18 protein-coding genes and 1 pseudogene are annotated in these 26,329 nt (G+C 69.4%); 6 read left to right on the top strand and 13 right to left on the bottom strand.

Annotated features, from left to right (window positions below; all coding sequences use genetic code 11):
- Positions 1-21 precede the first annotated feature (21 nt).
- Complete coding sequence (locus ACJMNC_RS15745; protein ID WP_408948911.1) at positions 22-1,719, bottom strand: CapA family protein; 1,698 nt, start codon at positions 1,717-1,719, stop codon at positions 22-24.
- A 281-nt stretch (positions 1,720-2,000) separates the two neighbouring features.
- Positions 2,001-3,230, bottom strand: a complete 1,230-nt coding sequence (locus ACJMNC_RS15750; protein WP_408948912.1) for a PucR family transcriptional regulator — start codon at positions 3,228-3,230, stop codon at positions 2,001-2,003.
- A gap of 143 nt (positions 3,231-3,373) precedes the next feature.
- On the opposite strand from ACJMNC_RS15750, the gene ACJMNC_RS15755 reads away from it, so the two are divergent.
- From ACJMNC_RS15755 to ACJMNC_RS15765, 3 genes are all read left to right on the top strand, one after another.
- On the top strand, positions 3,374-4,639 hold the full coding sequence (locus ACJMNC_RS15755; protein ID WP_408948913.1) for a threonine/serine exporter ThrE family protein: 1,266 nt from the start codon (positions 3,374-3,376) through the stop codon (positions 4,637-4,639).
- Between the two features lie 82 nt (positions 4,640-4,721).
- A complete protein-coding gene (locus tag ACJMNC_RS15760; RefSeq protein ID WP_408948914.1) occupies positions 4,722-5,954 on the top strand; it encodes an amidohydrolase family protein in 1,233 nt (410 codons plus the stop codon).
- Complete coding sequence (locus ACJMNC_RS15765) at positions 5,938-7,980, top strand: FUSC family protein (protein WP_408948915.1); 2,043 nt, start codon at positions 5,938-5,940, stop codon at positions 7,978-7,980. The genes ACJMNC_RS15760 and ACJMNC_RS15765 overlap by 17 nt, the downstream gene beginning before the upstream one ends.
- 85 nt (positions 7,981-8,065) lie before the next feature.
- Here the strand turns inward: ACJMNC_RS15765 and ACJMNC_RS15770 are convergent, their stop codons facing one another.
- The 3 genes from ACJMNC_RS15770 to lpdA all read right to left on the bottom strand — a co-directional run bounded on the left by ACJMNC_RS15770 (position 8,066) and on the right by lpdA (position 11,980).
- Positions 8,066-9,280, bottom strand: coding sequence for an alpha/beta hydrolase family protein (locus ACJMNC_RS15770; protein WP_408948916.1), 1,215 nt, complete (start codon positions 9,278-9,280; stop codon positions 8,066-8,068).
- A gap of 97 nt (positions 9,281-9,377) precedes the next feature.
- Positions 9,378-10,271: a LysR family transcriptional regulator gene (locus tag ACJMNC_RS15775; RefSeq protein ID WP_408948917.1), complete on the bottom strand. Its 894-nt coding sequence runs from the start codon at positions 10,269-10,271 to the stop codon at positions 9,378-9,380.
- Positions 10,272-10,594: 323 nt separating this feature from the next.
- Positions 10,595-11,980 (bottom strand): dihydrolipoyl dehydrogenase, encoded by a 1,386-nt coding sequence (lpdA, locus tag ACJMNC_RS15780; protein ID WP_408948918.1) that lies wholly within the window; start codon positions 11,978-11,980, stop codon positions 10,595-10,597.
- A 126-nt stretch (positions 11,981-12,106) separates the two neighbouring features.
- Here lpdA and ACJMNC_RS15785 point away from each other — a divergent pair, with 126 nt between their 5' ends.
- From ACJMNC_RS15785 to ACJMNC_RS15795, 3 genes are all read left to right on the top strand, one after another.
- Positions 12,107-12,679 (top strand): TetR/AcrR family transcriptional regulator, encoded by a 573-nt coding sequence (locus ACJMNC_RS15785; protein WP_408948919.1) that lies wholly within the window; start codon positions 12,107-12,109, stop codon positions 12,677-12,679.
- 60 nt (positions 12,680-12,739) lie between these two features.
- A complete protein-coding gene (locus ACJMNC_RS15790) occupies positions 12,740-13,954 on the top strand; it encodes an NADH:flavin oxidoreductase (protein WP_408948920.1) in 1,215 nt (404 codons plus the stop codon).
- A gap of 161 nt (positions 13,955-14,115) precedes the next feature.
- On the top strand, positions 14,116-16,371 hold the full coding sequence (locus ACJMNC_RS15795) for a CocE/NonD family hydrolase (RefSeq protein WP_408948921.1): 2,256 nt from the start codon (positions 14,116-14,118) through the stop codon (positions 16,369-16,371).
- Positions 16,372-16,461: 90 nt separating this feature from the next.
- Here the strand turns inward: ACJMNC_RS15795 and ACJMNC_RS15800 are convergent.
- From ACJMNC_RS15800 to ACJMNC_RS15835, 8 genes and pseudogenes are all read right to left on the bottom strand, one after another.
- A pseudogene (locus ACJMNC_RS15800) lies at positions 16,462-18,522 on the bottom strand (prolyl oligopeptidase family serine peptidase); the annotation flags it as partial.
- Positions 18,523-18,555: 33 nt separating this feature from the next.
- Positions 18,556-19,377, bottom strand: a complete 822-nt coding sequence (locus ACJMNC_RS15805) for a hypothetical protein (RefSeq protein WP_408948922.1) — start codon at positions 19,375-19,377, stop codon at positions 18,556-18,558.
- Positions 19,378-19,427: 50 nt separating this feature from the next.
- Positions 19,428-20,381: a polyphosphate kinase 2 gene (gene ppk2 / locus ACJMNC_RS15810; RefSeq protein ID WP_408948923.1), complete on the bottom strand. Its 954-nt coding sequence runs from the start codon at positions 20,379-20,381 to the stop codon at positions 19,428-19,430.
- 185 nt (positions 20,382-20,566) lie between these two features.
- Entirely contained in the window at positions 20,567-21,010 is a 444-nt protein-coding gene (locus ACJMNC_RS15815) for an SRPBCC family protein (protein WP_408948924.1), read from the bottom strand.
- Between the two features lie 26 nt (positions 21,011-21,036).
- Positions 21,037-21,858: a tyrosine-protein phosphatase gene (locus tag ACJMNC_RS15820; RefSeq protein WP_408948925.1), complete on the bottom strand. Its 822-nt coding sequence runs from the start codon at positions 21,856-21,858 to the stop codon at positions 21,037-21,039.
- A gap of 142 nt (positions 21,859-22,000) precedes the next feature.
- A complete protein-coding gene (locus tag ACJMNC_RS15825) occupies positions 22,001-23,140 on the bottom strand; it encodes a YncE family protein (protein WP_408948926.1) in 1,140 nt (379 codons plus the stop codon).
- A gap of 43 nt (positions 23,141-23,183) precedes the next feature.
- Positions 23,184-24,323 carry a YncE family protein gene (locus ACJMNC_RS15830; RefSeq protein ID WP_408948927.1) on the bottom strand — a complete coding sequence of 380 codons (1,140 nt, stop codon included), beginning with the start codon at positions 24,321-24,323 and terminating at the stop codon, positions 23,184-23,186.
- Positions 24,324-24,371: 48 nt separating this feature from the next.
- Complete coding sequence (locus ACJMNC_RS15835; protein WP_408948928.1) at positions 24,372-26,288, bottom strand: AMP-binding protein; 1,917 nt, start codon at positions 26,286-26,288, stop codon at positions 24,372-24,374.
- Positions 26,289-26,329 lie beyond the last annotated feature (41 nt).

Raw genomic sequence — 26,329 nt, forward strand, 5'->3', positions numbered from 1 at the left:
CGGCGGCGGCGACGCGCTCGGTCAGATCCGGCGGCATCCGGCCGGCGAATCGGCCAGCAGTGCGGCGCCGCCCTCCGGGATCAGCATGCCGTGCAGGACCACGTCGTGCAGATGATCCAGTTCGGCGCGTTCCCGCTCGCTGAGCGGATAGTCCTCCGGGTGCGCATAGACGTCCGCGAACGGGAGGATCCGGCAGTCGACCGTGTTGTTCTCGCGCGGTGCGTTGAGCAGGTACAGCGGCAGCATCCGCAGGTTCGCCAGGTAGGTGCGGGTGCCGTCGGCCGTTTCCTCCTGCACCACGTCGAAACGGACGGTGTAGGCCAGCTTCGAATTGCGGCTCTCCGGGTGGTAGCTCACCAGGTCGCCGAAGGCGTACACGATGAGCCCGTCGGGCCGGCCGTCGCGCACCACCCGCTGCATCGGCTGCGGGACATGCGGGTGGCTGCCCAGCACGGTGTCGATGCCCAGGTCGATCAGGGTGTTGGCGGCCTCGACCACGTTCTCACGCGGGTACATCTCCAGCTCCCGGCCCCACTGGCAGTAGGCGATCAGATAGTCCGCGCCCCGGGCCCGGGCCGCGGCGATCTGCCGGCGCACCAGTGTGTAGTCGGGGGCCGGCGCCGCGTCGTTGAAACGCACCTCGTCGACGAGGTACGGCTTGTCCGCGGGCGGGCGACGGCCGTTGAGATCCATGGTGAACGAGAGCAGACCGATCCTGATCCCGTTCACCTCGAGCACCACCGCGTCGTCCTGCTGCGCCTGGCTCGCAGCGGTTCCGGCATGCGCCGCGCCCGACCGGGCCAGGGTGCGCAGCGTCGACAGCACACCCTTCTCGCCCCAGTCCAGCGCGTGGTCGGTGGCGGTGGCGAAGAAGTCGATGCCGCCGCGCTCGACGAACCGGTGCAGCATCTCCGGCGAGGTGTTCAGCCGGGCCGCCGCACCGGCAGGCTGGGAGCGGCCGACGGGCAGCCCGGGCGCGACCGTCGACGACAGAGTCGCGCTGACGATGTCGGCGGTGCTGTAGAAGCCGCCGATCGAACCGAAGAGCCGCTCGGTGTTCTCCGGGGTGAGCGCGTCGACGGCCAGCAGATCGCCGGCCGCACTGATGCTCACCCGCCGGGTGGTGCCCGGTCCTTCCGGGAAGTCCAGGTCCTGGGTGCGGAAGAAGTCCTCGAGGCCCGACCCCGGCTCGGCGATCTCGAGCTGGTTGAACCGGTAGCGATAGAGCCACTTGAGTTTTTCGAGGCTGTCGGCGGTCGCGTCGTAGCGGCCGGTCTCGCGCTGAGGGACGTGGAACTCGTCGTACATGATGTACGCGGCCAGCAGGACCACCAGGCTGACCAGGTGGTCCTTGTAGATGCCCGGCAGTCCGCCGTGGTGGTCGACGTCGCGGAAGAGTCCGCCCGGCAGCTGGCGCGCGATGGCGGCGAACGGCCGCGGCCGGGCCGCCCGCGCATCGCCCCAGAGCGGCAGCACGATCTGCCGGTCGAGGAGCAGCGGAGTGAGCTGTGCCCACACCGCCGACGGCCCCACCTCGGCGATCCGGGCGAAGATCGCCTGGACGTGCTCGCGCTCCCCCGGACCGAAGGTCTCGGGCATCGCGAGTTCGCCGGTGGACGCCCGGCGCAGTCGCCGCGTCACCCGGTCTTCGTTGGTCTCGAGGTGCTCGGTGAGGCGGTCGATGATGTCCTGCACCACGACGATCGGATTGTCTGACACGGTCGTCCTTCCCACGTTTCCGCCGCCCGGAGATCCGTCCGGGCACACGAAGAACACTACGAAGGAAAACCGGCCCGATCGGGCCCGAAAAAGGCCTCTGAGCACGGACTTCAGTGCGATATCCACTCAGATCTGAACGGTCCGGAAACACCCGCCGCCGGTCGGTCTCACTTCCGCACAGAGGCAGGCAGGCCCGCATCTCACAAGTGCACTGGGAGAGCCCGCCGGCGGTGCCGGCGTGGGAGAGGACCGCCGGGCGGTGACCGCTCTGGACAGACCGTCTAGCGGTCCAGCGGCAGCCGGCTCAGCGCCACCCGGTGGATGTCCGGGCAGGCGATGAACGCCAGGATCGTGCGCAGCCGGCAGACCTCGTCGGACAGATCGATGCCGGCCACCGCGGAGATCCGATCGATCCGGGCGCGCATCGAGTTCGCGTGGATGCCCAGCGGCCGCGCCGCGGCCGCCACATTGGTCTGGTTCTTCAGGGCCGCGAGCGCAGTGGGCAGCAGATCGGTCCGGTTGTCCCGGTCGTAGCGCTCGAGGATCCGCAGCCGCGCCGCGAAGGACTCGGCGTGCGGCTTGAGCGCATCGACGGCCTGGATGAGCGCGAGCGCGTCCTCGACGTCGCCGGCCCGGGCCACCCGCACCTGACCGGCGTCGACCAGCGGCAGCCCGCCCAGCTTCACATTGAGCGCCCGCAGGACCAGCCCCGCCTCGGCGGCCGACCGGTGCAGCTCGCCCACCCCGTCGACGATCGGTCCCACACCGATCGGAAGATCCCTGCCGCCGTGACCGCTGCGCGAGAACCGGGTGCGCAGGCGGTCGGCGCAGGTCTGCGCCTGATCGTCGTCGTCGACGGGCAGCACGCCGAGGAAGACACCGTCGCTGACCACGTCGCGGACCTGCGGGAACTCCATCGAGACCGCGACCCGGAACCATTCGGCGTCGGGCACTCCCACGCCGGCGGCGATCACCAGATACCGCCGGTCGGGCCGCAGCCCGGCGATCGTCGCCGGGATCGCCGTCTCCGCGGTGCCCGAGAGCAGCGCCAGCAGCGCGCTCTCCCGCCGCACCACCACCTGCGCCGCGTCGCGGGCCAGCACCTCGGCGGGATCGGCCCGCCGCAGCGCCGTCCCCGGCATGCCGATGATCGCGGTCATCGCCCGGATCAGGATCTCCCCGGTGGCCCAGGTGGAGCGTCGCAGCAGCACCGGCCCCGACTCGGTGCGCAGTGTGCGCGGGGTGGACGGCTGCAGAATCAGCGCGGTGGCCTCGGCGCACTCGGCGCAGACCCGCTCAAGGCTCGCCGGGTCCTGTGTGGGCACGGTGACCAGAACCAGCCGGCCTCGGTAGTCGGTGACGGTGCCGGGCTGATGGAATTCGAAGCCCTCCACCGCACGGCCGAGCTCACCGGCACCGGCCGCCGGATCCAGCGGCGCCAGAATCCCTTCTGCGGCAGCCAGTATCGCGGTGAGTGTCAGCGGTTCCATCCCGGTGGATTCCGCTCCCATCGCAGTCACCGTCTCTCGCTAAGGCCCGACGCGAGAAGAGTATCGCTCACTTCTTGCACGATGTGCGCCGACGCCGCCGGAGCCGCCGGAGCTGCCGCTAGCATTCGGGCACGCGACCGATCGACCGAACAGGAATCCGAACTGTGCATGGTGACGCCCGTCCCGAGCCCGCGGCCACCGAGCCGGGCGGCTCGCAAGCGCTCGGCATGCTCGAACTCATCACCGCGGCCGGCAAGGCGCTCAACCGATGCTCCTATCCGGTTCCGCGGATCACCAAGGTCATCAACGAGATCTGCGATGCCTACGGCTACGAGATCACCACCGAGGTCTTCGCGACCTATGTGATCGCGGTCGACCGCAACGCCGGCCAGGTGGAGGTGGCCAACACCGGCGACACCTACCGCTTCGATCAGATCGCCGACACCGAGGATCTGATCCACCGGCTGCGGAATGCGGAGCTCGCGCCCGAGGACGGGGTCCGCGGGCTGCAGGCGATCGCCGATTCCGCCCCGCCCAACCGCCCGCTGGTGCGCATCATCGGCTACGTGCTGATGGCGCTGGGTTTCGCGCTGTGCTTCCGGATGAGCTGGGCAGCGTCGCTGACCGCGGTGCTGATCGCGGTGCCGGCGGCGGCGGTGCTGCTGTGGAGCAACCTGCAGGGCACCCTCGCCGCACTCATGCCGTTCCTCCTGACCTTCATCTCCGCCCTGGGCATCACCTTGTGGGCGGTGCACGGCGACATCGGGGATCCCGTCCGGCTGGCGGTCATCCCGGTGCTGGCGCTGATCCCCGGCGCCGCCCTCACCACCGCCATCATCGAGATCACCACCGCCGACATGATCGCCGGCTCCACCCGGCTCATCTATGCGCTGATGGTCCTGATGTCGATGGCCTTCGGACTGGCGCTGGCCATCGACCTCGTCGGCCTGAGCAACAACGATCTGCAGGACCTCACCCCCACCCAGGCGCCGGTGTGGGTGCTCTGGTTCGCCGCACCGGTCTTCGCCCTGGGGAACTCCCTGTACACGTGCACCCCGCTGCGGTTCTGGGGCTGGGTGGTCACTTTCGCATTCGGCACCTACAGCCTGAGCCTGGGCCTGCAGAAGGTGATGCTGCCGGCCTTCGCGGGCGGCATCGCCATCGGCGTCGCCCTGCTCGCCGCCTGGGTGGTCAACGCCTACGCGAAGGGCCACCCGAGCGTGCTGGTGATGTTCCTGCCCACCTTCTGGCTGCTGGTGCCCGGCTCGATGGGGTTCGTGGCGGTCAGCGGCGCCATCACCGAGGACCGTCAGCTCGACAGCCTCGGGAACAATGCGGCGCTGTCACTGATGAGCATCGCCATGTGCATGATGATCGCGAGCGTGCTCGCGCCGTACGTGGCCCGCCGCCGCAAGGCCCGCGCGGACTGAGAACCGCTGATCTGTGCCGAGTTCCGGTGCGGCTTTGCAGCCGACCCCACATATGCATAGGGCGACGTGTAAGCAGAGAACCATGACGACCATCATCCTGCAGAATGCGCGCCTGATCGACGGCACCGGAGCCGATCCGGTGACCGACGCCGTCCTGGTGATCGAGGACGACAAGATCACCTACGCGGGCGCCGCCGACGGTGCGCCGAAGGCCGCTGACGGGGCGGTGACCGTCGACGTCGGCGGCAACACCGTGACCCCGGGGTTCTTCGACTGCCACGTGCACCTGTCGCTGCCGGGCACCAAGGGCTCGCCGATCATGGACGCGATGGTCCCGCCGTCGTACCGCTACTTCGAACTCCTCGATCGACTGAAGGTGACGGTCGAGGCCGGCATCACCACCGTGCGTGACCTGATGGGCACCGACGTGGGCGTGCGCGACGCCGTCAAGCATTCCCTCATGCCGGGCCCGCGCCTGCTGGTCGCCGACAAGATGTTCTCCCAGACCGGCGGCCACGCCGACTTCCACATCCCGTCCCACATCAACGGCACCCCGCTGGTCGGCGGCCTGCTGGTCGATTCGGTCGACGAGGCCCGCCACCACGTGCGCGCGCTGCTGCGCGACGGCATCGACGTGGTCAAGGTGGCCTCCTCCGGCGGCGTCACCTCCCCGAGCGATGATCCGGACTGGCTCGGCGCCCGCACCGAGATCGTCGCCGCGCTGGTCGAGGAGGCGCAGAACTACGGCGGCCGCAAGGTCGCCGCGCACGCCATCGGTTACGCCGGCATCAAGGCCGCCGTGCAGGGCGGCGTGCATTCGATCGAGCACGGTTACGCCCTCGACGACGACCTGCGTCAGGAGATGGTCGGCCGCGGCCAGTACCTGGTGCCCACCCTGATCGAGACCCTCAAGCCCGACACCGCGACCCCGCAGGCCGTGGCCAAGTCCACCAAGTGGCACGCCCTGGCACACGAGTCGATCCAGGCTTCGGCCGAGGCCGGCATCAAGATCGCCGTCGGCACCGACGCAGGTCTGGTCCCCGATCACGGCGACACCCTCGGCGAGCTGGGCTGCCTGGTGAAGTTCGCGGGCATGACCCCGATGCAGGCCATCGTCGCCGGCACCAAGACCTCGGCCGAACTGTGCGGCGTCGACGAGACCCTGGGCACCCTCGAAGCCGGCAAGATCGCCGACGTCGTCGTGGTCAAGGGCGACCCGACCGCCGACATCGACTCGCTGAAGGATCACGACAACATCCTGCTGGTCCTCAAGGAGGGCAAGGCGATGGGTAACCGGGGTGGTTACGCTCTCTGAGCGTCGCCCGCTCCGCAGCCGGAGCCTCCTGCCCGGCTGGGTCACCGCACCCGATCCCGGACGGACCCGGCTGACCACGGCCCTCACCATCGCGAGCGCGGTGCTGATCAGCGCCCTGATCTCCTGGCTGCTCGTCAGCCGCGCCCATGTCGATCACGGTGCACTGGCCGTGGGTGCCTTCCTGCCGCTGCAGGCCGGCCTGAGCGTCAAGGATCCCCGGCCGCGTGACCGGCTGATCACCACCGCGCTGATGGCGGTGCCGCTGTTCACGGCTCTCACCGCCGCCGCTGCACTCACCCGGTGGCCGCTCGCCGAGGTCGTCGTCTTCGTGGCGATCGGCGGCCTGGCCACCTGGCTGCGCTCCCACGGGCACCGGGCCTCGGCGCTGGGCTCGGCACTCTTCTTCGGGTACTTCTACGGTCTGGTCCTGCGGCCGACGATGGCCGAGGTGCCCGGCCTGTACCTGGTGGTCGGCGGCGCGGTCGCCGCACTGCTCGCGACCCGCCTGGCCACCTTCCGGCGCCGGCCGGAGCGCCGGCTGCGCACCCTGCTCGAGCAGGTGCGGGCGACCTGCTCGACCCTCGTCCGCCTGGCCGCCGTGCGGCCGATCGAGCGTGAACTCGGGCAGCTCGACGAGCTGTGCCGGGCCGTGGACGAGTGGCAGGGCGACTTCTCCACCGAGCGGTACACCGGCTGCACGCCGACCGACCTGGCCGAGCGGGTGCTCGCCGCACGGCTGGACGTGGAGAGTCTGTGCACGGCGCTGCACGACCGGCCGCCCGGACCCGACGATCCGGCCGCCGCCTCGCTGGCCGGGCTGCAGACGGTCCTCGCACCCGGCACGTCGCCGGCACAGTGCGCCGACGCCGGCGATCGCGCCCGGACCCGGCTGGCCGCAGCCGATCCGGATCCGGCGGCATGGACCATCGCCTCGCTCGCCGACCGGGCGGCGCTCTCGCAGGCGCGGCTGCGCACAGTACGGCCGTCGGCCGGCCGGCCGCAGCCGGCACCGGCCGACGGCGCTCCGGTACCGCTCGAGACACGAACGAGAGCCCGCCCGCACTGGCCGCGGCTCCGCTGGGATGCCTCCGCCCGGATGACCCTGCAGGTGATGACGGCCACCGCCCTGGCCACCGGGATCGGCGCAGCGATCTCCGCGCACCGCTGGTACTGGGCGGTGCTGACCGCCTTCCTGGTGTTCGTCGGATCCACCACGCGCGGAGCGATTCTCACCCGCGCCTCCTACCGGGTCGCCGGCACCGCCACTGGGGTGGTGGTGGGTTCGGCGATCGCCCTGCTGCTCGACGGCGACGTGCCCTGGCTGATCGCCACGGCGGTGGTCGGCGTCTTCTGCATGCTCTACTTCGGCCCGGTCAAGTACTCGGCGCAGACCTTCTTCATCACCGTCGTGCTGGTCGCGCTGTACGGTCTGCTCGGGGTGCTCAACCGGCATGTGCTCGAGCTGCGCGTGGTCGAGACCGTCGCGGGCGCGGTGACCGGCGTCGTCTGCGCGTACGTGGTCTTCTCCACCAACTCCCGGTCCACCCTGAGCAGCGACGTCGACGAGTACTTCGCCGCCTTGGACGCGGTGCTCGCCCGGATCGGCGACGACGATGACGACGCTCTCCTGCAGTCGGTGCATCACCTCGATTCCGCGGCCGCCGGAGTGCACGGCACCCTGACAAGCCTGACGGTCTCGCTGATCGACGGACGACGGTCCCGCTACCGGGAGCTCAGCCGGCTCATGGACGAGGCCACCCGGCACGCCGAGCGGGTGGCCGACCACCGACTGACCGGTGCCGACGCCACGGATCCGTCCACGCTCGCACCGATCCTGGACCGGGTCCGCGCGCAGGCCGCCGTCACCCACGCCATTCTCTGTGGCGGCCCCACGCCGGCCCCGGTACCGCCTCCGCCGTCGTCCGGCGTGGCACGTTCCCGGGACGAGCTCGCGCTCGCCGCCCTAGACACCGCACTGCGCCACGCCGCCCGGCGCTGGGCGCCGGACACGTCGCCCACCGTGTGAGAGAGCTGTGGCCCGGATTCCGGCTAAGCCGGAACCCGGGCCACAGGTTCGTCCCGGTACTGCGACCGGGGCTAGCGATCCGCGGTCAGGACAGGATCTTCTTGAGCCACGGCGTGGAGTCGGGCATCGACGCGAGCACTGCGCTGGAGTGGTCGTCGTCCGGGTACACGTGCAGGGTGACCGGCTGGTTGTTCGCCTTCATCTGCGCGTACAGCGACAGCGCCGACGGAGCAGGGACGTCCACGTCGCGCAGCCCCTGGCCGAGGAAGATCGGCCGGTCGTAGCCCTTGTACGGGGTGGCCATGTACGTGTGCAACGCCTGGCTCAGCCCCGGGATGTCCATCAGCGGGCGGGTGAACCAGGTGTTCACGTGCTCGCCGGAGAGCTGCTTCTTGAAGATCGGGTAGCAGGTGGTCTGCGCCTGCTTGAGCCGCTGCTTGCCGCGGGCGTTCATCGTCGAGGTGATGTGCATGCCGGGCCGGGTGTTGTTGAAGCCGGCCAGGATGAAGGCGGTGTACGCGTTGAGCGAGCCGGGCAGCGCCACCGGCGGCACATTCGGGCCCAGCGCCTGGTACAGGTACTCCAGGTTCGCCGGGATTCCGGTGGCGACGACGCCGCGGTAGTCCAGACCGCTGCCGCGGCTGAACTGCGTCGCGTACCGCGCACCGTTGAGCGCGGCGGCCGCCCCCTGCGACTGGCCGATGATGGCCCAGCGCTTGGCCAGCGGCAGGTCCGCCTGCTGCGCCGCGACCACGATGTCGACGATCGAATGCGCGGCGGTGACGCCGTTGAGGTAGGCCATCAGGCCGGGGGTGCCCAGGCCCACGTAGTCGGAGGCGACCACGGCATAGCCCTGATTCAGCCAGTGCCCGAGGTACTCGTTGTCACGGGCGCTGCGCGGGAACGCCGACGGCGTGCAGTCGTCACCCATGCCGACGGTGCCGTGTGCCCAGGAGATCACCGGCCAGCCGCCCTTCGGCGCCTTCCCCTTGGGCAGGAAGATCGCGCCGGTGCTGGTCGCCATCCGGTTGTGCTGGTTCATCGAGGTGAAGTGCACGCGGTAGGCCGGGCCGGCCGCCGGGATGGTCAGCGACGCGGCGAGCGGCACCTTCCGCAGCAGCACGCCACCCTTGTTCGGGACCGGACCGGAGTAGCCGGTCACGTCCATGCCGGACCAGTTCGGCACACCCACCGAGACGTCGTCGTCGGCCCGCGCAGCGGGAGCGGTCAGGAACGAGGCCGCCAGCAGCGGCAGCACGCAGAGCGCCACCAGAGGACGCAGTCGGGGAGGAATCTTCATTCCGGTGACCTTAGGCAGTGCGGGGCCCGTCCCGGACCGGTCACCGCGGCGCTGTCGCAAAACGCCGGAGATCCGGCAGGCGATGCCGGTGCCCGGGTCAGCTCGCGGCCCGCGCCAGGTACTCGTCGAGCAGAACGTCGAACGCCCGGGCCGCCGGATTCTTGTTGTCACCGCGGACGGCCAGGGCCACGGGCAGCTGCACCGGCCGACCCGCCAGCTCGGCGATCTCGACGCCGGGGACGGCGAAGGCCCGCGCCCGCCCCACCGGGATCGGTGCGATGCCCACCCCGGCGGCCACCGCCCGCAGGGTCAACTCGTAGTCCGGTTCGAGTTGGCGCACCCGCGGCCGGGCGGACGGCCAGACGGCGCCGACGATGAGGTCGTAGAGGCCGGGCGCGTTCTCCCTGGGCCACAACACCACCGGCTCGTCGGCGAGCTGATCCGGATCGATCGGCTGCCCATCGGCGAGGCGATGGCCGGCGGGCAGCGCGATCACCAGGCGTTCACTGTCGACGGCCCGGATGCTCACCCTGTCGTCGAAGAGCGGCGGCCGCACCACGGCCACGTCCACGGCGCACTGCGCGATCAGATCGACGTTCACCGCGGTGCACCGGCGCTGCTCCTGAATCGTCACGTCCGGGTACCGTTCCCGGAAGGCGTCGAAGACCTCCTCGACGGCGCCGCCGGCCCACGACCGGGTCAGCGCCACCCGCAGGACGGCACCGCTGCCGACGTCGGCCGCCCGGATCCGCTGCACCGCCCGATCGGCGGTGCCGAGCAGATGCTGGGCCTCGGTCACGGCCACCTCGCCGGCCGGGGTCAGACTGATCCGCGGGCCGTGCCGCTCGACCAGCGTGACGCCGAGTTCGCGTTCGAGCACTTTGATCTGCTGGCTGAGGGCAGACTGGGCGATGTACAGCGAGGCGGCCGCGCGGGTGAAGTTCATGTACTTGGCCAAGGCCACCAGGTACGCCGCCCGCTGAAGATTCACACCGGAAATTATAGGCAGTCCGGGTGATCAGCGTTCTGGGATTATAAGTGCCGGCGATGATCCGGTCGGCAATCTGTGTTGGAAGCCCCCGCGACCCGGACGGCACCCTGGACATGGATCCCGAAGCGATGCGCACCGCCGGCATCCGCCGGGCCATCCGGTCGTTCACCTGGGGGGTAACACCGGAGGCACCGTCGGTCGATCGCCGGATCCGCTCGGGTGCCCGGAACTCCGGGCACCCGAGCCCTGCACTCACGGCCGGGGGACGGCAGAGCGCCCCGCCGGATCGGCGGGCGCTCTGTCGTGGCTTCCGGGGTGAACGGCTACAGGTTGATCATGTGGCCGATCGCGCCGTGGAAGGTCTCCTGCAGTGCCTCACTCATCGTCGGGTGGGTGTGCACGTTGCGGGCCAGTTCACGGGCCGTGAGATCCCACTTCTGCGCCAGGGTCAGCTCGGGAAGCATCTCGGACACGTTGTCGCCCACCAGATGTCCGCCGAGCAGTTCCTCGGTCTCGCTGTCGGTGATCAGCTTGACGAAGCCCTCGGTGGCGGCCAGGCCCTGCGCCTTGCCGTTCGCCGAGAACGGGAACTTGCTGACGGTCACCGCGTAGCCCTCGGACTTGGCCTGCTCCTCGGTGAGACCGAACGAGGCCACCTGAGGCTGACAGAAGGTGGCCCGCGGCATCATCCGGTAGTCCCCGAGCGTCATGGTCTCGGCACCGGAGATGGTCTCGGCGGCCACCACGCCCTGCGCCTCGGCCACATGCGCCAGCTGCAGCTTGGCGGTCACATCGCCGATCGCGTAAATGCCCGGAACCGAGGTGCGCATGTGATCGTCGATCGCGATGGCGCCGCGGTCGGTGAGCGCCACCCCGGTCGTCTCCAATCCGAAGCCCTCCACCCGCGGCGCGAAGCCCACGGACATCAGCACCTTGTCGACGGTCAGGCTGCCCTCGGCGCCCTTGTCGTCCTTGTAGCTCACCACCACGTCGCCGCCGCGGTCGGTGACGCTCTGCACCGCGGTGCCGGTGAGGATCTTCACGCCGAGCTTCTTGTACGCCTTGGCGATCTCCTTGGAGACGTCGGCGTCCTCGTTCGGCAGCACCCGCGGCATGAACTCGACGATGGTCACGTCCACGCCGTAGTTCGCCAGCACATAGCCGAACTCCATGCCGATGGCACCGGCGCCGACGATCACGATGGATCCGGGAAGGTCGCGCGAGAGGATCTGGCTCTCGTAGGTCACGACGTTCTCGGACAGTTCCACGCCGGGCAGCAGGCGCACGGTCGAGCCGGTGTCGATGATGACGTTGTCGAAGGTGACGGTGCGGTCACCCACCGCGATCGTCTTCGCGTCGGTGAAGACGCCGTAGCCGTCGATCTCGGTGATGCCGTTCTTCTTCATCAAGAAGTGCACACCCTTGACGATGCCGTCGGAGACCTTGCGGCTGCGGTCGAAGGCGGCCCCGAAGTCGAAGCTGACCTCACCGGACATTCCGAAGGTCGCGGCTTGATGGTTGAAGATGTGCGCCAGCTCCGCATTGCGCAACAGAGCCTTGGACGGGATACAGCCGACGTTCAGACAGACACCTCCCCACCATTTCTCCTCGATGACGGCGGTCTTCTTGCCGAGTTGGGCTGACCGGATCGCGGCCACATACCCACCTGGACCAGCTCCCAGGACAACTGTGTCGAAGTGTTCAGTCACGCGATCCAGCCTATCCCTGACGCCGCACCGTCGCAGTCGAGCCGTCAGGCGGGCGCGTGGACTTCGTCACCATCAGGTTTCAAACACTGAATGAAACAGTGTTTGAATATGTGCTTGAATGGCTCCGTGACCACCACCGAGAACCCCACGACGCGCAGCCGGCTGATCGACGCCGCCGAGGAGCTGCTGCTGACCCGGCGCTACGACGCCGTCTCGGTGCGCGGCATCTGCGCTCGCGCCGGCGCCAATGTGTCGGCGGTGCACTACCACTTCGGCTCCAAGGAGAACCTGGTCGCCGCCCTCCTCGAGGAGCGCCTGGCACCGTTGTGGGCGCATCCCATCGACGGCGTGCTCAGCGGCCCCTACGACGTCGCCGATCTGGTCAACGCCATCTGGGCACCGATGCGCGAGCTGCAGCACGACCGGGCCGGCGCCCTGCGACTCTCGCTGCTCGCCCGGTTCGTGCTGGCCCGGCCGGACACCGCGTGGAGCACCCGCTGGTTCCAGCTCGACTCCTGGGCCGGAGCGCTGACCGAGTCGGTTCCCGGCCTCTCGCTCGACCAGGCCCGGCGCCGCTGGCAGCTGGCCTTCACGCTGCTGCTGAGCCGGCTCGCCGAGCCGGGGCCGATGACCCCCGAAAGCGCCGAATCCCTTCGCCGTTTCCTCGTCGCCGGTCTGGGTGACCCCCTCACCGGCTGACGTCCCCACCGGCCGGCGCCGCCACCGGTCCGACCATTCCACCGACCCCGAAAGGCAGAGATGACCAGCCCCTTCTCGCCCGCCGCCCTCGGTCCGCTGACCCTGCGGAACCGGCTGATCAAATGCGCCACCTTCGAGGGCATGACCCCCGAGGCGCTGGTGACCGACGAGCTGATCGAGTTCCACCGCGAGCACGCCGCCGGCGGAGTCGCCGTCAGCACCCTGGCCTACTGCGCGATCTCACCGGAGGGCCGCACCGATCGCCACCAGATCTGGATGCGGCCCGAGGCCGTGCCCGGACTGCGCCGGCTGACCGATGCCGTCCACGCCGAGGGCGCGCTGGCCGCCGCCCAGCTCGGCCATGCCGGCGCCGTCGCCAACTCGGTCTCCAACCGGGCCGCCGCGCTCGGCCCGGGACGGATCCCCGCCCCGATGGGCATGTCCCTCACCCACAAGCTGGCGCAGGACGAGATCCCCGCTCTGCGTGCGAAGTTCGCCGACGCCGCCCGGCTGGCCGTCGACTCCGGCTTCGACGCCCTCGAGGTGCACTGCGGACACAACTATCTGATCAGCTCGTTCCTCTCACCGTTGCTCAACCATCGCCGGGACGGCTACGGCGGGAGCCTGGCCAACCGGGCCCGGCTGGCCCGCGAGGTGATCGAGACCGTCCGCGAGGCGGTCGGCGACCGGGTGGCCGTGTGGGCCAAACTCAATCTGTACGACGGCGTGGGCACCCCCGGGCCCGGACACAGCTCCCGGCTGAGCGGATTCAACGTCGACGAGGCCTGCGCCGTGGCGCAGTTGCTCGAGTCCGACGGCCACCTCGATGCGATCGAACCGACCGCCGGCAGCTCACTGCTCAATCCGATGTACCTGTTCCACGGGCGTGCCCCGCGCAAGGCCTTCGCCAACGCCTTCCACGGCGCGATGAAGGCGGGGCTGCAGGTGGCCGGCCCGATCTTCCTCAAGCACTACCCCTATACCGACGCCTATCTTCTGCCGCTGGCCCGCGAACTGCGCAAGGCCGTGGATCTGCCACTGATCCTGCTCGGCGGCATCACCGATCGCGCCTCGATGGATCTGGCACTGGACGAGGGTTTCGACTTCATGGCGATGGGCCGGGCGCTGCTGCGCGAGCCCGACCTTCCGCTGCGCATCGAGGCCGATCCGTCGACGGAATCGTTGTGCACGCACTGCAACCTGTGCATGCCGACGATCTACTCGAGCACCCGCTGCCCGATCCGGACCGGAGAGGCCACCGCTCCCGGCTGGTGACCCCTCCGGCCCGCCCCCGATCTTGACTTTCAATCCATTCGCGTATTGGATACAGAGTTGCATCAGCGCGTGTGAGTAGCATTACACCACGTATGCGCAGCCGGCCGACGCCACATCGGGCCGGGCACACGCACCGCAGCCAATGGGACGGGGATCCATCTATGCGCGAGTTCGCAGCGTTGCGCCGAATCGTCACGGCCGCACTGGCCGTCACCACCTCGGCCGCCCTCATCGTCACCGCATCGCCGACGACGGCCGGTGCCGCACCGCATCGGGCCGTGCACGCCGGCGGCGGCGTCGGCCAGGCCTACATCACCGACGTCGCCCCGGGCACCGCGCTCACCCTGCGCAGCGCCGGCGGCTCGGTCGCCGGCACCGGCGTGGCCGACCGGCTGGGCTCGCTCATCGTCCGGGACCTCGCCCCGGGCACCTACCGCTGGTCCGGCCGCGGGGTGCCCGAGCGCAGCGTGCGGGTCACCGGCGCCGACTCGCCGCCGCCCGACGCCGCCCTCTACCGGCAGACCCTGCACGAGGGGCTGAACTACATCCGGATGCGCGACGGCATCACGCTCGCCGCCACTGTCCGGCTGCCCTACGGCAAGACCCTGGCCGACGGACCGTTCCCGACCGTCGTCGAGTACTCCGGTTACCAGAACGCCGCCCCCAACGACCTGATCGTCGGCGCCGCCGGCGAGAAGCTCGGGGCCGGCGATCCGGAGGCGCCCGACAGCTCGGTGATCGTCGGCGCCACCCTCGCACCGCAGATGCTCGGCTTCGCCACGGTGAGCGTGCAGATGCGCGGCAGCGGCTGCAGCGGAGGCGATTTCGGGCTCTTCGATCAGACCGCGGCCTTCGACGGCTACGACGCCGTCGAGACGATCGCCCGCCAGGGCTGGGTCAAGGGCGGCAAGGTCGGCATGGTCGGCATCTCGTTCTCGGGCATCTCGCAGATGTACACCGCCGGCACCCGTCCCCCGCATCTCGCGGCGATCGCCCCGATGAGCACCACCGACGACCTATACTCCACCGGGCTGCCCGGCGGCATGTACAACAAGGGCTTCGCCGACTCGTGGCTGCGCGAGCGGGTGGAGCAGGCCCGCCCCGGAGCCAAGAGCACCCAACCGTGGGTGGCCGACCGGATCGCCAAGGGCGACAAGGCGTGCAAGAACAATCAGAAGCTGCGCCTGCAGACGCAGGACGTCTTCAAACTGATCGACGACAATCCGCTCCGCTCGGCCGAGGTGTACCGGCAGCGGTCCATCCCGGACTGGACGGAGAAGATCGACGTCCCGGTGTTCCTGGTGGGCGCCGCACAGGACGAGCAGACCGGGCCGTCCTGGGTCAATCTGATCAAGCACCTCGACCACAATCCGAACGTGTGGGTCAACATCGTGAACGGCCATCACTTCGATTCGCTCGCCCCGCAGGTGCTCTCCCGGTGGGCCGAGTTCCTGCAGATCTTCGTCGCCGATCGGGTGCCCACCACCGGTGCGGTGATGCAGCCGCTGGGCACCGTGCTCTACCCGGTGGCCACCGGAGCCCCGGGTCAGGTCATTCCGTCCGTGCGCTTCTCCGACGCACCCGACCGGAAGGCCGCCGAGGTCCGCTTCAAGAAGAGCACCCCGCGGGTGTGGGCGCTGTTCGACAACGGCAACGGCGCGGCCGGCCCCGGCGGCCTGTCCTCGCCCTGGCAGCGCTCCTTCGGCTCCTGGCCCGGTAAGGCCGGTGCCGAACGCCTGTACCTGGGCGAGCACGGCACGCTGAGCAGCAGTGCGGGCACCGGTGAGGTCTCGCTCCGGCCCAACCCGAGCACCCGTCCGCTCAACACCTTCGCCGAGGCGTCCACCGACACCGCGGCGGTGTGGACCGCCGACCCGGACTACGACTGGCGGCAGGCTCCCGGCCGCAGCGGACTGGGCTTCATCAGCTCGCCGCTGCGCTCGGACAAGGTGCTGCTCGGCAACGGCTCGGTGACCCTGCAGGTGGCCAGCACCGCCGACGTCACGGATCTGCAGGTCACGCTGAGCGAAGTGGCCCCGGACGGCAAGGAGAACTCGGTCGGCACCGGCTTCCTGCGCTCGAGCTTCCGCGGCGACGGCACCGCCCCGGACTTCACCGCAGACCGGCCGCTCGGCTCGGGCTTCAACCAGATCACCATCCCGATCGACCCGGTGATGCACGCCTTCCGCGCAGGCTCCCGGATCCGGCTGACCGTCACCGCCCCCGGCGGCGACCTGCCGGCCTGGCAGTTCCGCACCCTGCAGACGCACGGCTCGGTGGTCGACACCATCGATCTGAGCCGCTCGTTCATCACCCTGCCGACCGTGGCGCACCAGGCGCCCGGCGACCGGCCCGGCTGCGGGGTGCTGCGCGGCGAGCAGTGCCGCGGCTACCGTCCGGCGGTCAACGGCGGTTAGGGCTCAGCGGCCGCCGCCCGCGCGGCGGCCGCACCGCCGGCCGGGACGAGCCGGTCCCGCCACGGTCCCGTCAGAACGAACCCGGTCCCGTCAGGCAGAACCCACAGTGCGCCACAGGAATTCGTAGGCGAGTGCGGATTTGAAGGCGGCCTGGGCGTTGTCGGCGGCACCGCCGTGTCCGCCCTCGATGTTCTCGTAGTACTCCACCGGGTGGCCGTACTCCTCGAGCCGTGCGACGAACTTGCGGGCATGGCCGGGGTGGACCCGGTCGTCGCGGGTGGAGGTGGTCATCAGCAGCGCGGGATAGGGTCCGTCGCGGCGGATCCGCTGATACGGCGAGTACTCGCCGATGAACTCCCACTCGGCGGGGTCGTCCGGGTCGCCGTACTCGGCCATCCAGGAGGCGCCGGCCAGCAGCAGGTGGTACCGCCGCATGTCCAGCAGCGGCACCTGGCACACCAGTGCCCCGAAGAGTTCCGGGTAGCTCGTGTACATCACACCCATCAGCAGTCCGCCGTTCGAACCGCCCTGCGCGGCCAGCCGTTCCGGTGTGGTGAGGCCGCGGGCCACCAGATCCCGGGCCACCGCCGCGAAGTCCTCGTAGACCAGATGCCGGCCGGCCTTGACCGCCTGGGTATGCCAGGTGGGGCCGTATTCGCCGCCGCCGCGGATGTTGGCGATCACGTAGATCCCGCCGCGCGCGATCCAGCTCGATCCGGCGATCGCCAGATAGCCGGGCGTCATGGAGTTCTCGAAGCCGCCGTAGCCGTAGAGCAGCGTCGGCCCCTGCGTCACGTCCTCGCGCCGCACCACGAAGTACGGCACGGGCGTGCCGTCGTCGGAGGCCACGAAGAACTGCTCCACCGTCACCCCATCGGCGTCGAAGAAGGCCGGTGACTGCTTGATCGCGGCCACCGCATCGGTGGCGTCACCGCGCAGCAGGGTCGGCGGCCGGGTGAACGAGCTTGCGCTGAGCCAGATCTCGTCGTCGCGGTCGGGGTCGGTGTCGAGTACGGTGACCGTCGCCAGCTCCGGGAGCCCGTCGAGTGCGGCGGGCTGCCAGTCCCCGACGGTCAGCACCCGCACCTCGGTGGCCACATCGCGCAGGGTCACCAGGATCAGCCGGCTCCGGGTGAACGAATAGCTCTCCAGACTGGTGTGCGCGTCGGGAGCGAAGAGCACCGTGTGCTCACGACCGCCGGCCAGGTAGTCCTCGTAGCCGAAGACCAGCAGGGTTCCGGCCGGATAGGTGTGCCCGCCGACCGTCCACGGTGAACGCGGCAGCACCAGCAGGTGCTCGCGGAAGACCGCGGAGTGGGCGTCGGTGGGGACGTCGATCCGGATCTGCCCGGCGCCGCCGTCCGTGTCCGGCCGCAGCTCGTAGTCCACGGAGTTGTAGAAGTCGGTGGCCCGGGTGAGGAAGTGCCGCTCGAATCCCGGGGTGTGATCGTAGGCTGCACCCACCGCCACATCGCTCACCTCACCGGCGAAGACCGTGGGCGCCGCCTGCAGATCGGTGCCGCGCGCCCAGCGTCGCACGGTGCGGGGATAGCCCGAGGAGGTGAGCGAGGGCAGCCCGTCCGGTGCGGTCCCGAAGTCGGTGCCCACGTACACGGTGTCCCGGTCGATCCAGGCGATGTCGGTCTTCGCCTCCGGCAGCAGGAAGCCGCCGTCGGCCTCGGTGACCCAACGTCGCTGCGCCAGATCGAATTCCCGCACCACCACCGCGTCGGCACCGCCCCGCGACAGGCAGACCAGCGCGCGGTCGTAGTCGGGATAGACCATCGACACCGACGACCACACCCAGTTCTCGTCCTCCTCGGCGGCCAGCGCGTCGACGTCGATCAGCACCTCCCAGCCGGGGTCGTCGGAGCGGTACTCCTCGAGGGTGGTCCTGCGCCAGATGCCCTTGGGGTGCCGGGCATCGCGCCAGAAGTTGTAGAGCAGGTCCCCGCGCCGGCGCACATAGGGGATCTTCTCGTCGGTGTCGAGCACGTCCAGTGCGCTCGCCTCAAGGGCGACGAACCGGTCGCCGCCGGTCAGGTCGGCGACGGTCGGTTCGTTGTGGCGGCGCACCCAGTCCAGGGCGCGCTCACCGGTGACGTCTTCAAGCCAGAGATAGGGGTCGTCGGTCTGCACCCGACCACGGTATCGTTCCCGGCCGCGCGGTGTCGGCGGCGCAGGTCACCAGCCCGGCGACCGGGCCCCGCCGACCGACCGGAGCACCAGCCCCAGAACCACCACCGCCGCCCCGACACAGGCCACCACGATCGACAGGGTGGTCAGCGAATCCACGATGTGCGAGACCACCGCCCGGACGGTCTGCTGGGCGCTCAGATCCGTGTCGGCGGCACCGTCGTCGGCGACGTGCTTGAGATAGATCGACAACAGCCAGCCGGCACCACCGGCGAGGATGCCGCCCACCCCGAGCCAGGCCAGCACGGTGCCGCGCCGGCGTCCCAGGATCAGCGCCGCCAGCGAGCCGATCGCGGCGACCGCCACCGCGATCCAGGACACTGCGGTGACCGCGGTCCCGGTGTCCTCCATGGAGCCGGCCGTCAGCCGGTTCTGGTCCACCGGGACGGTGATCTCCCGGTCCACCGACGGGTGACCGGGCACCTGCCCGATCACCCGGTTGACCATCGGGGTGATGTTCAGGTTCATCACGTGGCGGCTCTCGTCCGGCTCCGGCGCGGTGAACAGCCAGTCGTGCTGCTGAGCGGCCACGTCGGCGAAGTCGTCGACGAATCCGGGACCGGCCGTGTACTGCTTGGCGAGCGGCTCCACCACCACGGCCGTCAGCGGGATGTCGGTGGCATCGCCCACCTCGACGACGATCTGCCGGGCGAAGTAGTCCCGCACCGTGGGCAGTTCCGCGGCCTCGCGCGCCGACGCCACGAAGCCGTCCTTGTCGACCAGCTTCTGCGTGGTCCAGACGCCGGGCACGGCCAGGATCATGCCGACCATCGCCAGCACGGTGAACAGACCGGTGAGAAAGCTACGCACGCTACGAGGCTACCGAGTCGCCGCCGCAGCGGCGGCGGGCCGCCCGGCGATCACTCACCGATGGTGTCGCGGGCCCGGCTGACGATCAGCGGGTCCGGGTCACCGACCAGCGCATGGTCCTTGCCGTCGTACTCGTGCAGGCTCAGCACGTGCCGCATGGCGTTGATCCGGGCACGCTTCTTGTCGTTGCTCTTGACCACGGTCCACGGCGCCCAGTCGGTGTCGGTGCGGGCGAACATGTTCTCCTTGGCCGACGAGTACGCGTCCCAGCGGTCGAGGGAGGCCAGATCCATCGGCGAGAGCTTCCACTGCCGCACCGGATCGATCTGCCGGATGGCGAACCGGGTGCGCTGCTCGAGCGGGGTCACCGAGAACCAGAACTTCACCAGATGGATGCCGTCGTCGACGAGCATCTTCTCGAAGGCCGGAGCCTGCTCGAGGAACTGCTGGTACTGCTCGGGCGTGCAGAAGCTCATCACCCGCTCCACTCCGGCGCGGTTGTACCAGGAGCGGTCGAAGAAGACCATCTCGCCGGCGGCCGGCAGGTGCTGGACGTACCGCTGGAAGTACCACTCGGTGGCCTCCCGCTCGGTGGGCTTCTCCAGCGCGACGGTGCGTGCGCCGCGCGGATTGAGATGCTCGTTGAAGCGCTTGATGGTGCCGCCCTTGCCGGCGGCGTCCCGGCCCTCGAAGACCAGCAGGTGCCGGATGCCGTTCTGCTTGGACCACTTCTGCAGCTTGAGCAGCTCCACCTGCAGGCGGCGCTTGACCACCTCGTATTCGCGGCGGCTCATCCGTTCCTCGTACGGGTAGTCCTCGCGCCAGGTGTCGACCACATTGCGTTGCGGCAGGGTCAGCAGCACCGGATCGTCGTCATCGTCGTCGACCACGACGAAGCCGTCCGTGTCGTGCAGATCGACGAGCGTCTGCAGGGCCTCGCGGCCGGAGACCCGCGAGAAATCCGGACCGACCTTCAGGTCTTCTCGAGTCAGATAATCATCCACGCACCTAGCGTATCCTGCGACGATGCCTGTCTGCCGGGTAAGGCTCACCACAGTTCGCACGATCATGTGAACAGCCGATGGCCGACGCGGGAACCGGCCGGGAACACCGCTGAGCACGACGGCGCCCGGGGCGCGATCCGCCGGATGCGGACCGCGCCCCGGGCGCGATGGTCGGTGGTTGCGGGTCAGGCCTTCGCGCGGCGCTCGGCCTCGGCCGTCAGCCCCTTCTTGGCGGTCTCGGCGGCGGCCTTCTGACCGCGCTTGACGATCAGCCCGGGCAGCTTGATCTTCAGATCGATGGCCAGGTCCATCCGCACGTGCGTCTTGTCGTCGGACACCGCGGCGAGGGTGTACTGGCCGTGCTGGCTCGACAGCTGGCCCGAAGAGACCAGATCCCAGGTGCAGGTGGTGTCGGTCCAGGTGTAGGCCAGTTCCTGGGTGTCGTTGATGCCGGCCAGACCCACCGAGACCTCGGCGTGGTCGGGGGTGCCGTCCTCGTGTGTACTCAGGACCTTCGCCGACTTGTGCGCGCTGGACCAGTCCGGCAGCGCGTCGATGTCCTTGAGAACGTCCATCACGACGGACAGCGGTGCATTGATGTCGAATTCCGTGCTTACCTCAACAGCCATGTGAGTAAACTACCGCGCCGCTGTTCTCAGCCGACGAGGAATCGGTCACGCAGCTGCTGCTGCGCCGCGGAGTCGAGCTGCAGACCCTTCTCGAAGTAACCGGCCATTCCGCCGAACTGCTTGTCGACCTCGGTGAACGCCGCGTCGAGGTAATCCGCACGCACCCCCAGGACCGGTTTGAGGACCGCGGAGTTGCCGCCGGCCGCGTCGAGGGCCTCGAAGAGGTGGTCGAAGCTCGGCAGCAGGCGGTCGTTGGTGAGCAGATAATCGTGGTAGACCTCGTCGCGCCCCACCCCCATCAGCGTCAGGAATGATGCTGCGGCCCAACCGGTCCGGTCCTTGCCGGTGGTGCAGTGAAACAGTGCCGGCTCCTGATCGGCACCGAGCAGTCCCCGGTAGAAGCGCCGATAGGCGGTGAGCGCACTGGGCATCGCGATCATGTCGCGGTAGGTGCCGACGATCAGTGAGACCGGGTCGAAGTCCTTGCCGCCGTACTGTTTCTCCATCTCCAGGATCACCTTGGGATCCGACAGCACCTTGTCGAGGTTGCCGGGAATGGCGGTCTGGTCGTCGGCGAGGACGTCGAGCGCCACATCAGCGGCTCCCGGCAGCGACGGATCGGGGCTGGCGCTGCGCTCGGCCTGCGAACGCAGGTCGTAGACGGTGCGCAGACCCAGCGGTTCGAGGACGGCCACGTCGCCGCCGATGGTGCGGAAGTCGGTGGAGCGGTAGAGGACCGACGACCGGACGGTCCGGCCGTCGGCGGTGGACCACCCGCCGAGGTCCCGCAGGTTGGGCAGAAGTGCGATCGGGCTGGGCGAACCCGGGGCCGGGTGCTGAGTGCTCATACCTCGATCCTGGCAGAGTCTCTCCCTCCCCGGGGCTCTCCACCCGGGCCGATTCGTGCCGGATCTCCGGCGCGCGATGCATTCCGGGTCCCGGCGTGAGCCGGGACCCGGAATGTGCAGACGCTCCGAGTGTGCCTCCGCGTCAGCGGCGGGTCACCGTGAGCACGGTGAGCTTGCCGTTCTGGTGCTGAGAGGCGTACACGGTACCGGTCCGCTCGTCGACGGCCACGGTGTGCGGCGCGCCCTTGACCGGGACGGTGGCGATCACCTTACGGCTGGCGGTGTCGATCACCGTGATGGTCTTCTTCTGCAGGTTCGAGGTGTAGAGCAGGCCACGCTGCGAGTCGATGGCCACCTTGGCCGGGGTGGTCTTGGTGTCGATGGTGCCGACGATGCGCAGGCTGTCCGGATCGATGATGGTCACCTTGCCGGTGTCGAAGCTGGCCGCCCACACCAGGCCGGTCGCATGATCGACCTTGGGCCGGGAGTTGGACGGGGTGGCGATCTTCTTGATCACCTTGTCGGTGCGGGTGTCGACGACGGTCAGATAGTTGACCTTCTTGTCGTTGTAGTCTGCGTTGCCCACGTACAGACGGTGCCGCGAGTCGTCGACGTCGAGGAAGCTCGGCATGAAGATGTTCTTGATGCTGCCGACCTGCTTCCCGGTCACCGTGTTGACCACGGCGACGGAGTTGTCGGCGTTCAGTGCGACGTAGGCCCGGCCGGCGTCGGTCACCGCCACACCCATCGGATGCGCGAGCGGCAGCGAGATCAGATTCGCCGCACTGGTGGTCTTGGCCTTCATGTCGACGACGGTGATGCCGTTGGCGTGCGAGTTGGAGGTGATCACCTTGCCGTGCACGGTGTCGAGGCCGATGCCGTCGGGCACCTGCGGGGTGGGCACCACCGGGACGTTGCCGAAGGGCATGACGCCCCACGGCTGGCCCGAGAAGTCGATCGAGCGCACCGGTCGCTTGGACGCGGTGTTCACCACGCTCACCTTGGGGGTGATCTCGTGCAGTTTGAGGGTGACGTCGGTGCCGCCCTTGGTCATCATCACGAAGTCGCTGTCGGTGACGAAGACCGAGTTGCGGCTCGGGTCGACGGCCAGTTCACCGCCGCTGGCGACCCCGGCGGGCACCGACGAGGTGGCGAAGGACCAGCCGCCGCCGACCGTGTCGGCGTGCGCCGTCGCCGGGACCGCGACAGCGCCGATCATCAGAGATCCGGCGAAGACGGTCCCGGCGAGGCGGGCGGTGAGAGAGCGGGCGCGAATCGTCATGCGGGCAGATTACGCCCGCTTAGGATCTCCTAACAAGAATCCGTCAGGAGCGAGTGACCGAGAGCACGGTGAGCTTAGAGCTCTGGAACTCGGTCGCGTACACGCGGCCGGTCTTCTCGTCCACGGCCACCGTGTGCATGCTGCTCTTGGTGGGCACCGTGGCGAGTACCGCGTCGGTGTTCAGATCGATGATGCTGATCGACTTCTTGAACAGGTTGGCGGTGTAGGCCAGCTGGCGGGTGGAGTCCACCGCGATCTTCACCGGGGTGGAGCCGGTCTCGATGGTGTCGATCACGGCCAGCGAATCGGGATCGATCACGGCCACCTCACCGGTGTCGAAGCTGCCGGCGTAGATCTTCCCGGTCGCCCGGTCCACGGTGGGCCGGCTGTTGGACTTGGTCGGGATCTTCTTGATCACCGTGTTGGTGCGGGTGTCCACGACGGCGACGAAGTTGTTCTTCTTGGCCTTGGTGTCGGCGTTGCCCACGTAGAGGCGGTGCCGGGCCGGGTCGACGTCGAGCAGCGAGGGCTTGAAGATGCCCCCGATCCGCGCGACCTCACGGCGGGTGGCGGTGTCGATCACGGCGACGGCGTTCTCGTCGTGCACGGCGATGTACGCCCGGCCGGCCGGACCGTCGACGGTCACGCCCATGGTGTGCGCCAGCGACTTCGACGACTTGACCATGTCGCGGTCGGTGGCCTTGGCCGCGTTCATCGAGACCACGGTGGCGGCGTTGTTGTGCGCGTTGGTGGTCACCACGCGGCCGTGCGTGGTGTCCAGGGCGATCCCCACCGGCACCTGCTGCATCGGCACCGAGGCGACGCCGCCGTACACCGGCAGCTGGGTGAGCGGCAGACCCGAGTAGTCGATCTCGCGCAGCACCTTGCGGCTGTCGGCATCGATCACCGAGACCGCGGGGGTGAGCAGGTGCGGGTTCGGGCCCACCTGGCCGGTCTTCGGGTCCTTGTGGTTGTAGTCGTCGCCGTCGGAGACGAAGATCTTCCGGCGCGAGGTGTCGACGGCCAGCTCGGCGCCTTCGGCGACGCCGGCGTCGATCGACGACAGCCGGTACTTCACGGCGGGTGCGGCCTGCGCCGGGGCGGCGTCGATCAGCGGAACGGTCAGAAGCAGGCTCGCGGCCACGGGCACGGCGGCCCGGCGGAGTGCACGCAAAGAGGTCATAGCTGGTAACCGTAGCAAATCAGTGGAGGCTAACCTAAGTGGGAATTCTCACTCCTGAGCGTCGAGCACGATCGACACCAGTTCGTCGACCGTCTCCGCCTGAGCCAGTTCCTCGAAGTCGAGCCCCTGCGCACCGCCGGCCCGCCATTTGTCGAGCAGCGCCATCAACGACAGCGAGTCGATTCCGGTGTCCGCCAAGGGAATCGATCCCGTGATCGCCGAGACGTCCAGACCGAGTTTGGCCGCCAGGTCGGCCCGGACCCGCTCTCCCGGGCCGGCATCGGCCGCCGGCTCCGGCTGCGCCGTGGGCGCCGCGGCGCCATCGCCGGAGTCCGGTGCGGATCCATCCCGCTGCGCGTTCTTGCTCACCTTGCCGACCGCGGTGGTCGGGAACTCGTCCACCACCTCGATCTGATCCGGGATCTTGAACTGAGCCAGCCCCTGCTCCCGCAGGTGACCGCGGATCGCGAAGGCATCCGGCAGCGGCTCGTCCCGGGTCTCCGAGGGGATCAGATAGGCCACGATCCGCTCGCCCAGCCGGTCGTCGGCCACTCCGACCACCGACACGTCCCGCACCCCGGGCAGCGCCAGCAGCAGGTTCTCGATCTCCTCCGGCGAGATCTTCTCGCCGGCCCGATTGATCTGATCCTTGTCCCGGCCCACCACGGTGAGATAGCCGCGCGCGTCGCGCACCGCGAGGTCACCGGTGATGTAGAAGCCGTCGTCGGTGAACGAGTCGGCAGTCCGTGCTGCGTCGGCCGCCGAAGTGGCGCTCGTCCCGTGCCAGTAGCTGCGGATCGTGTACGGGCCGCGCGTCTGCAGACTGCCCGCCTCACCGTCGGGCAGCACCCGGCCCTCACGATCGACGATGCGGATCTCGTCGTCGGGACTGATCGGGCGCCCCTGGGTGGCGACGATGGTCTCGAGATCGTCGTCGAGCCGGGTGTAGTTCACCAGCCCCTCCGCCATCCCGAAGACCTGCTGCAGGGTCGCCCCGAGCGCCTGCGGCACCCGCTCGGCGAGCGAGCGCGACAGCTTGGCGCCGCCGACACCCACCACCTGCAGCGAGGACAGGTCGTAGCGGGTGCGCGCGCTGCTGTCGATCCAAGCGGCCAGCAGCGGCGGCACCACCGACAGATGCGTGATGCCGTGCTGGGCCACGGCGGCGAAGACCGAGTCCGGGTCCGGGCCGCCGATCATCACGATCGGGCTGCCCGCGTGGACGGCTCCTAGGACGCCGGGCGAGCTCATGGTGAAGTTGTGCGAGACCGGCAGCACCACGCCGAACACCGAATCGTCGGTCAGGCCGCAGATGGCGGCGCTCTCCCGAACCGAGTACAGATAGTCGTCGTGGCTGCGCGGAATCAGTTTGGGTGCACCGGTGGTGCCGCCGGAGAGCTGCAGAAAGGCCAGTTCCTCAGGACCGGAGCTGCGGCCGGTCGACGCCGAGCCGTCGCCCCGGAAGCCGTCGAGACCGGGCAGGACACCGGTGGAACCGTCGCCGACCGGGACCACCGCGACACCCACGCCCGGATGTTCGGCGGAGAGCTCGGCCACCACGCCGAGGTGGTTCTGACCGCCGATCCGGTCGGCGGTGACATAGCCGACCGCCTCCGAGCGGGTCAGCAGGTCGTCGATCTCGGATCGGCCGTGCGAGGCGAGCGCGAACACCGGCACCAGCCCGGCGTCGTAGAGCCCGAAGATCACCTCGAGGTATTCGCTGACATTGGGCAGGTGCACCACCACCCGCTGCCCCGGCTCCCAGCCGGCCGCGGCGAAGCCGTGCGCGAGGGCCCGCGACCCGGCGAGCAGGTCGGCGTAACTCAGACTGCGGCGGTCGTCGATCACCGCGACGCGCTCGGGATGCCGTTGCGCCGACTGTTCGAGCAGCGCGGTATGCGTCTGCCCGATCCAGTACCCCTGCTGCCGATACCGTTGTGCGAAGTCTGCGGGAAAGAGAGCCACGGACCGAGCTTATAGTATGGGTACCCTAAGTTTGCTTCCCG

This window comes from Gordonia sp. VNK21 (genome assembly GCF_046098115.1).
Taxonomy (GTDB): Bacteria; Actinomycetota; Actinomycetes; order Mycobacteriales; family Mycobacteriaceae; genus Gordonia.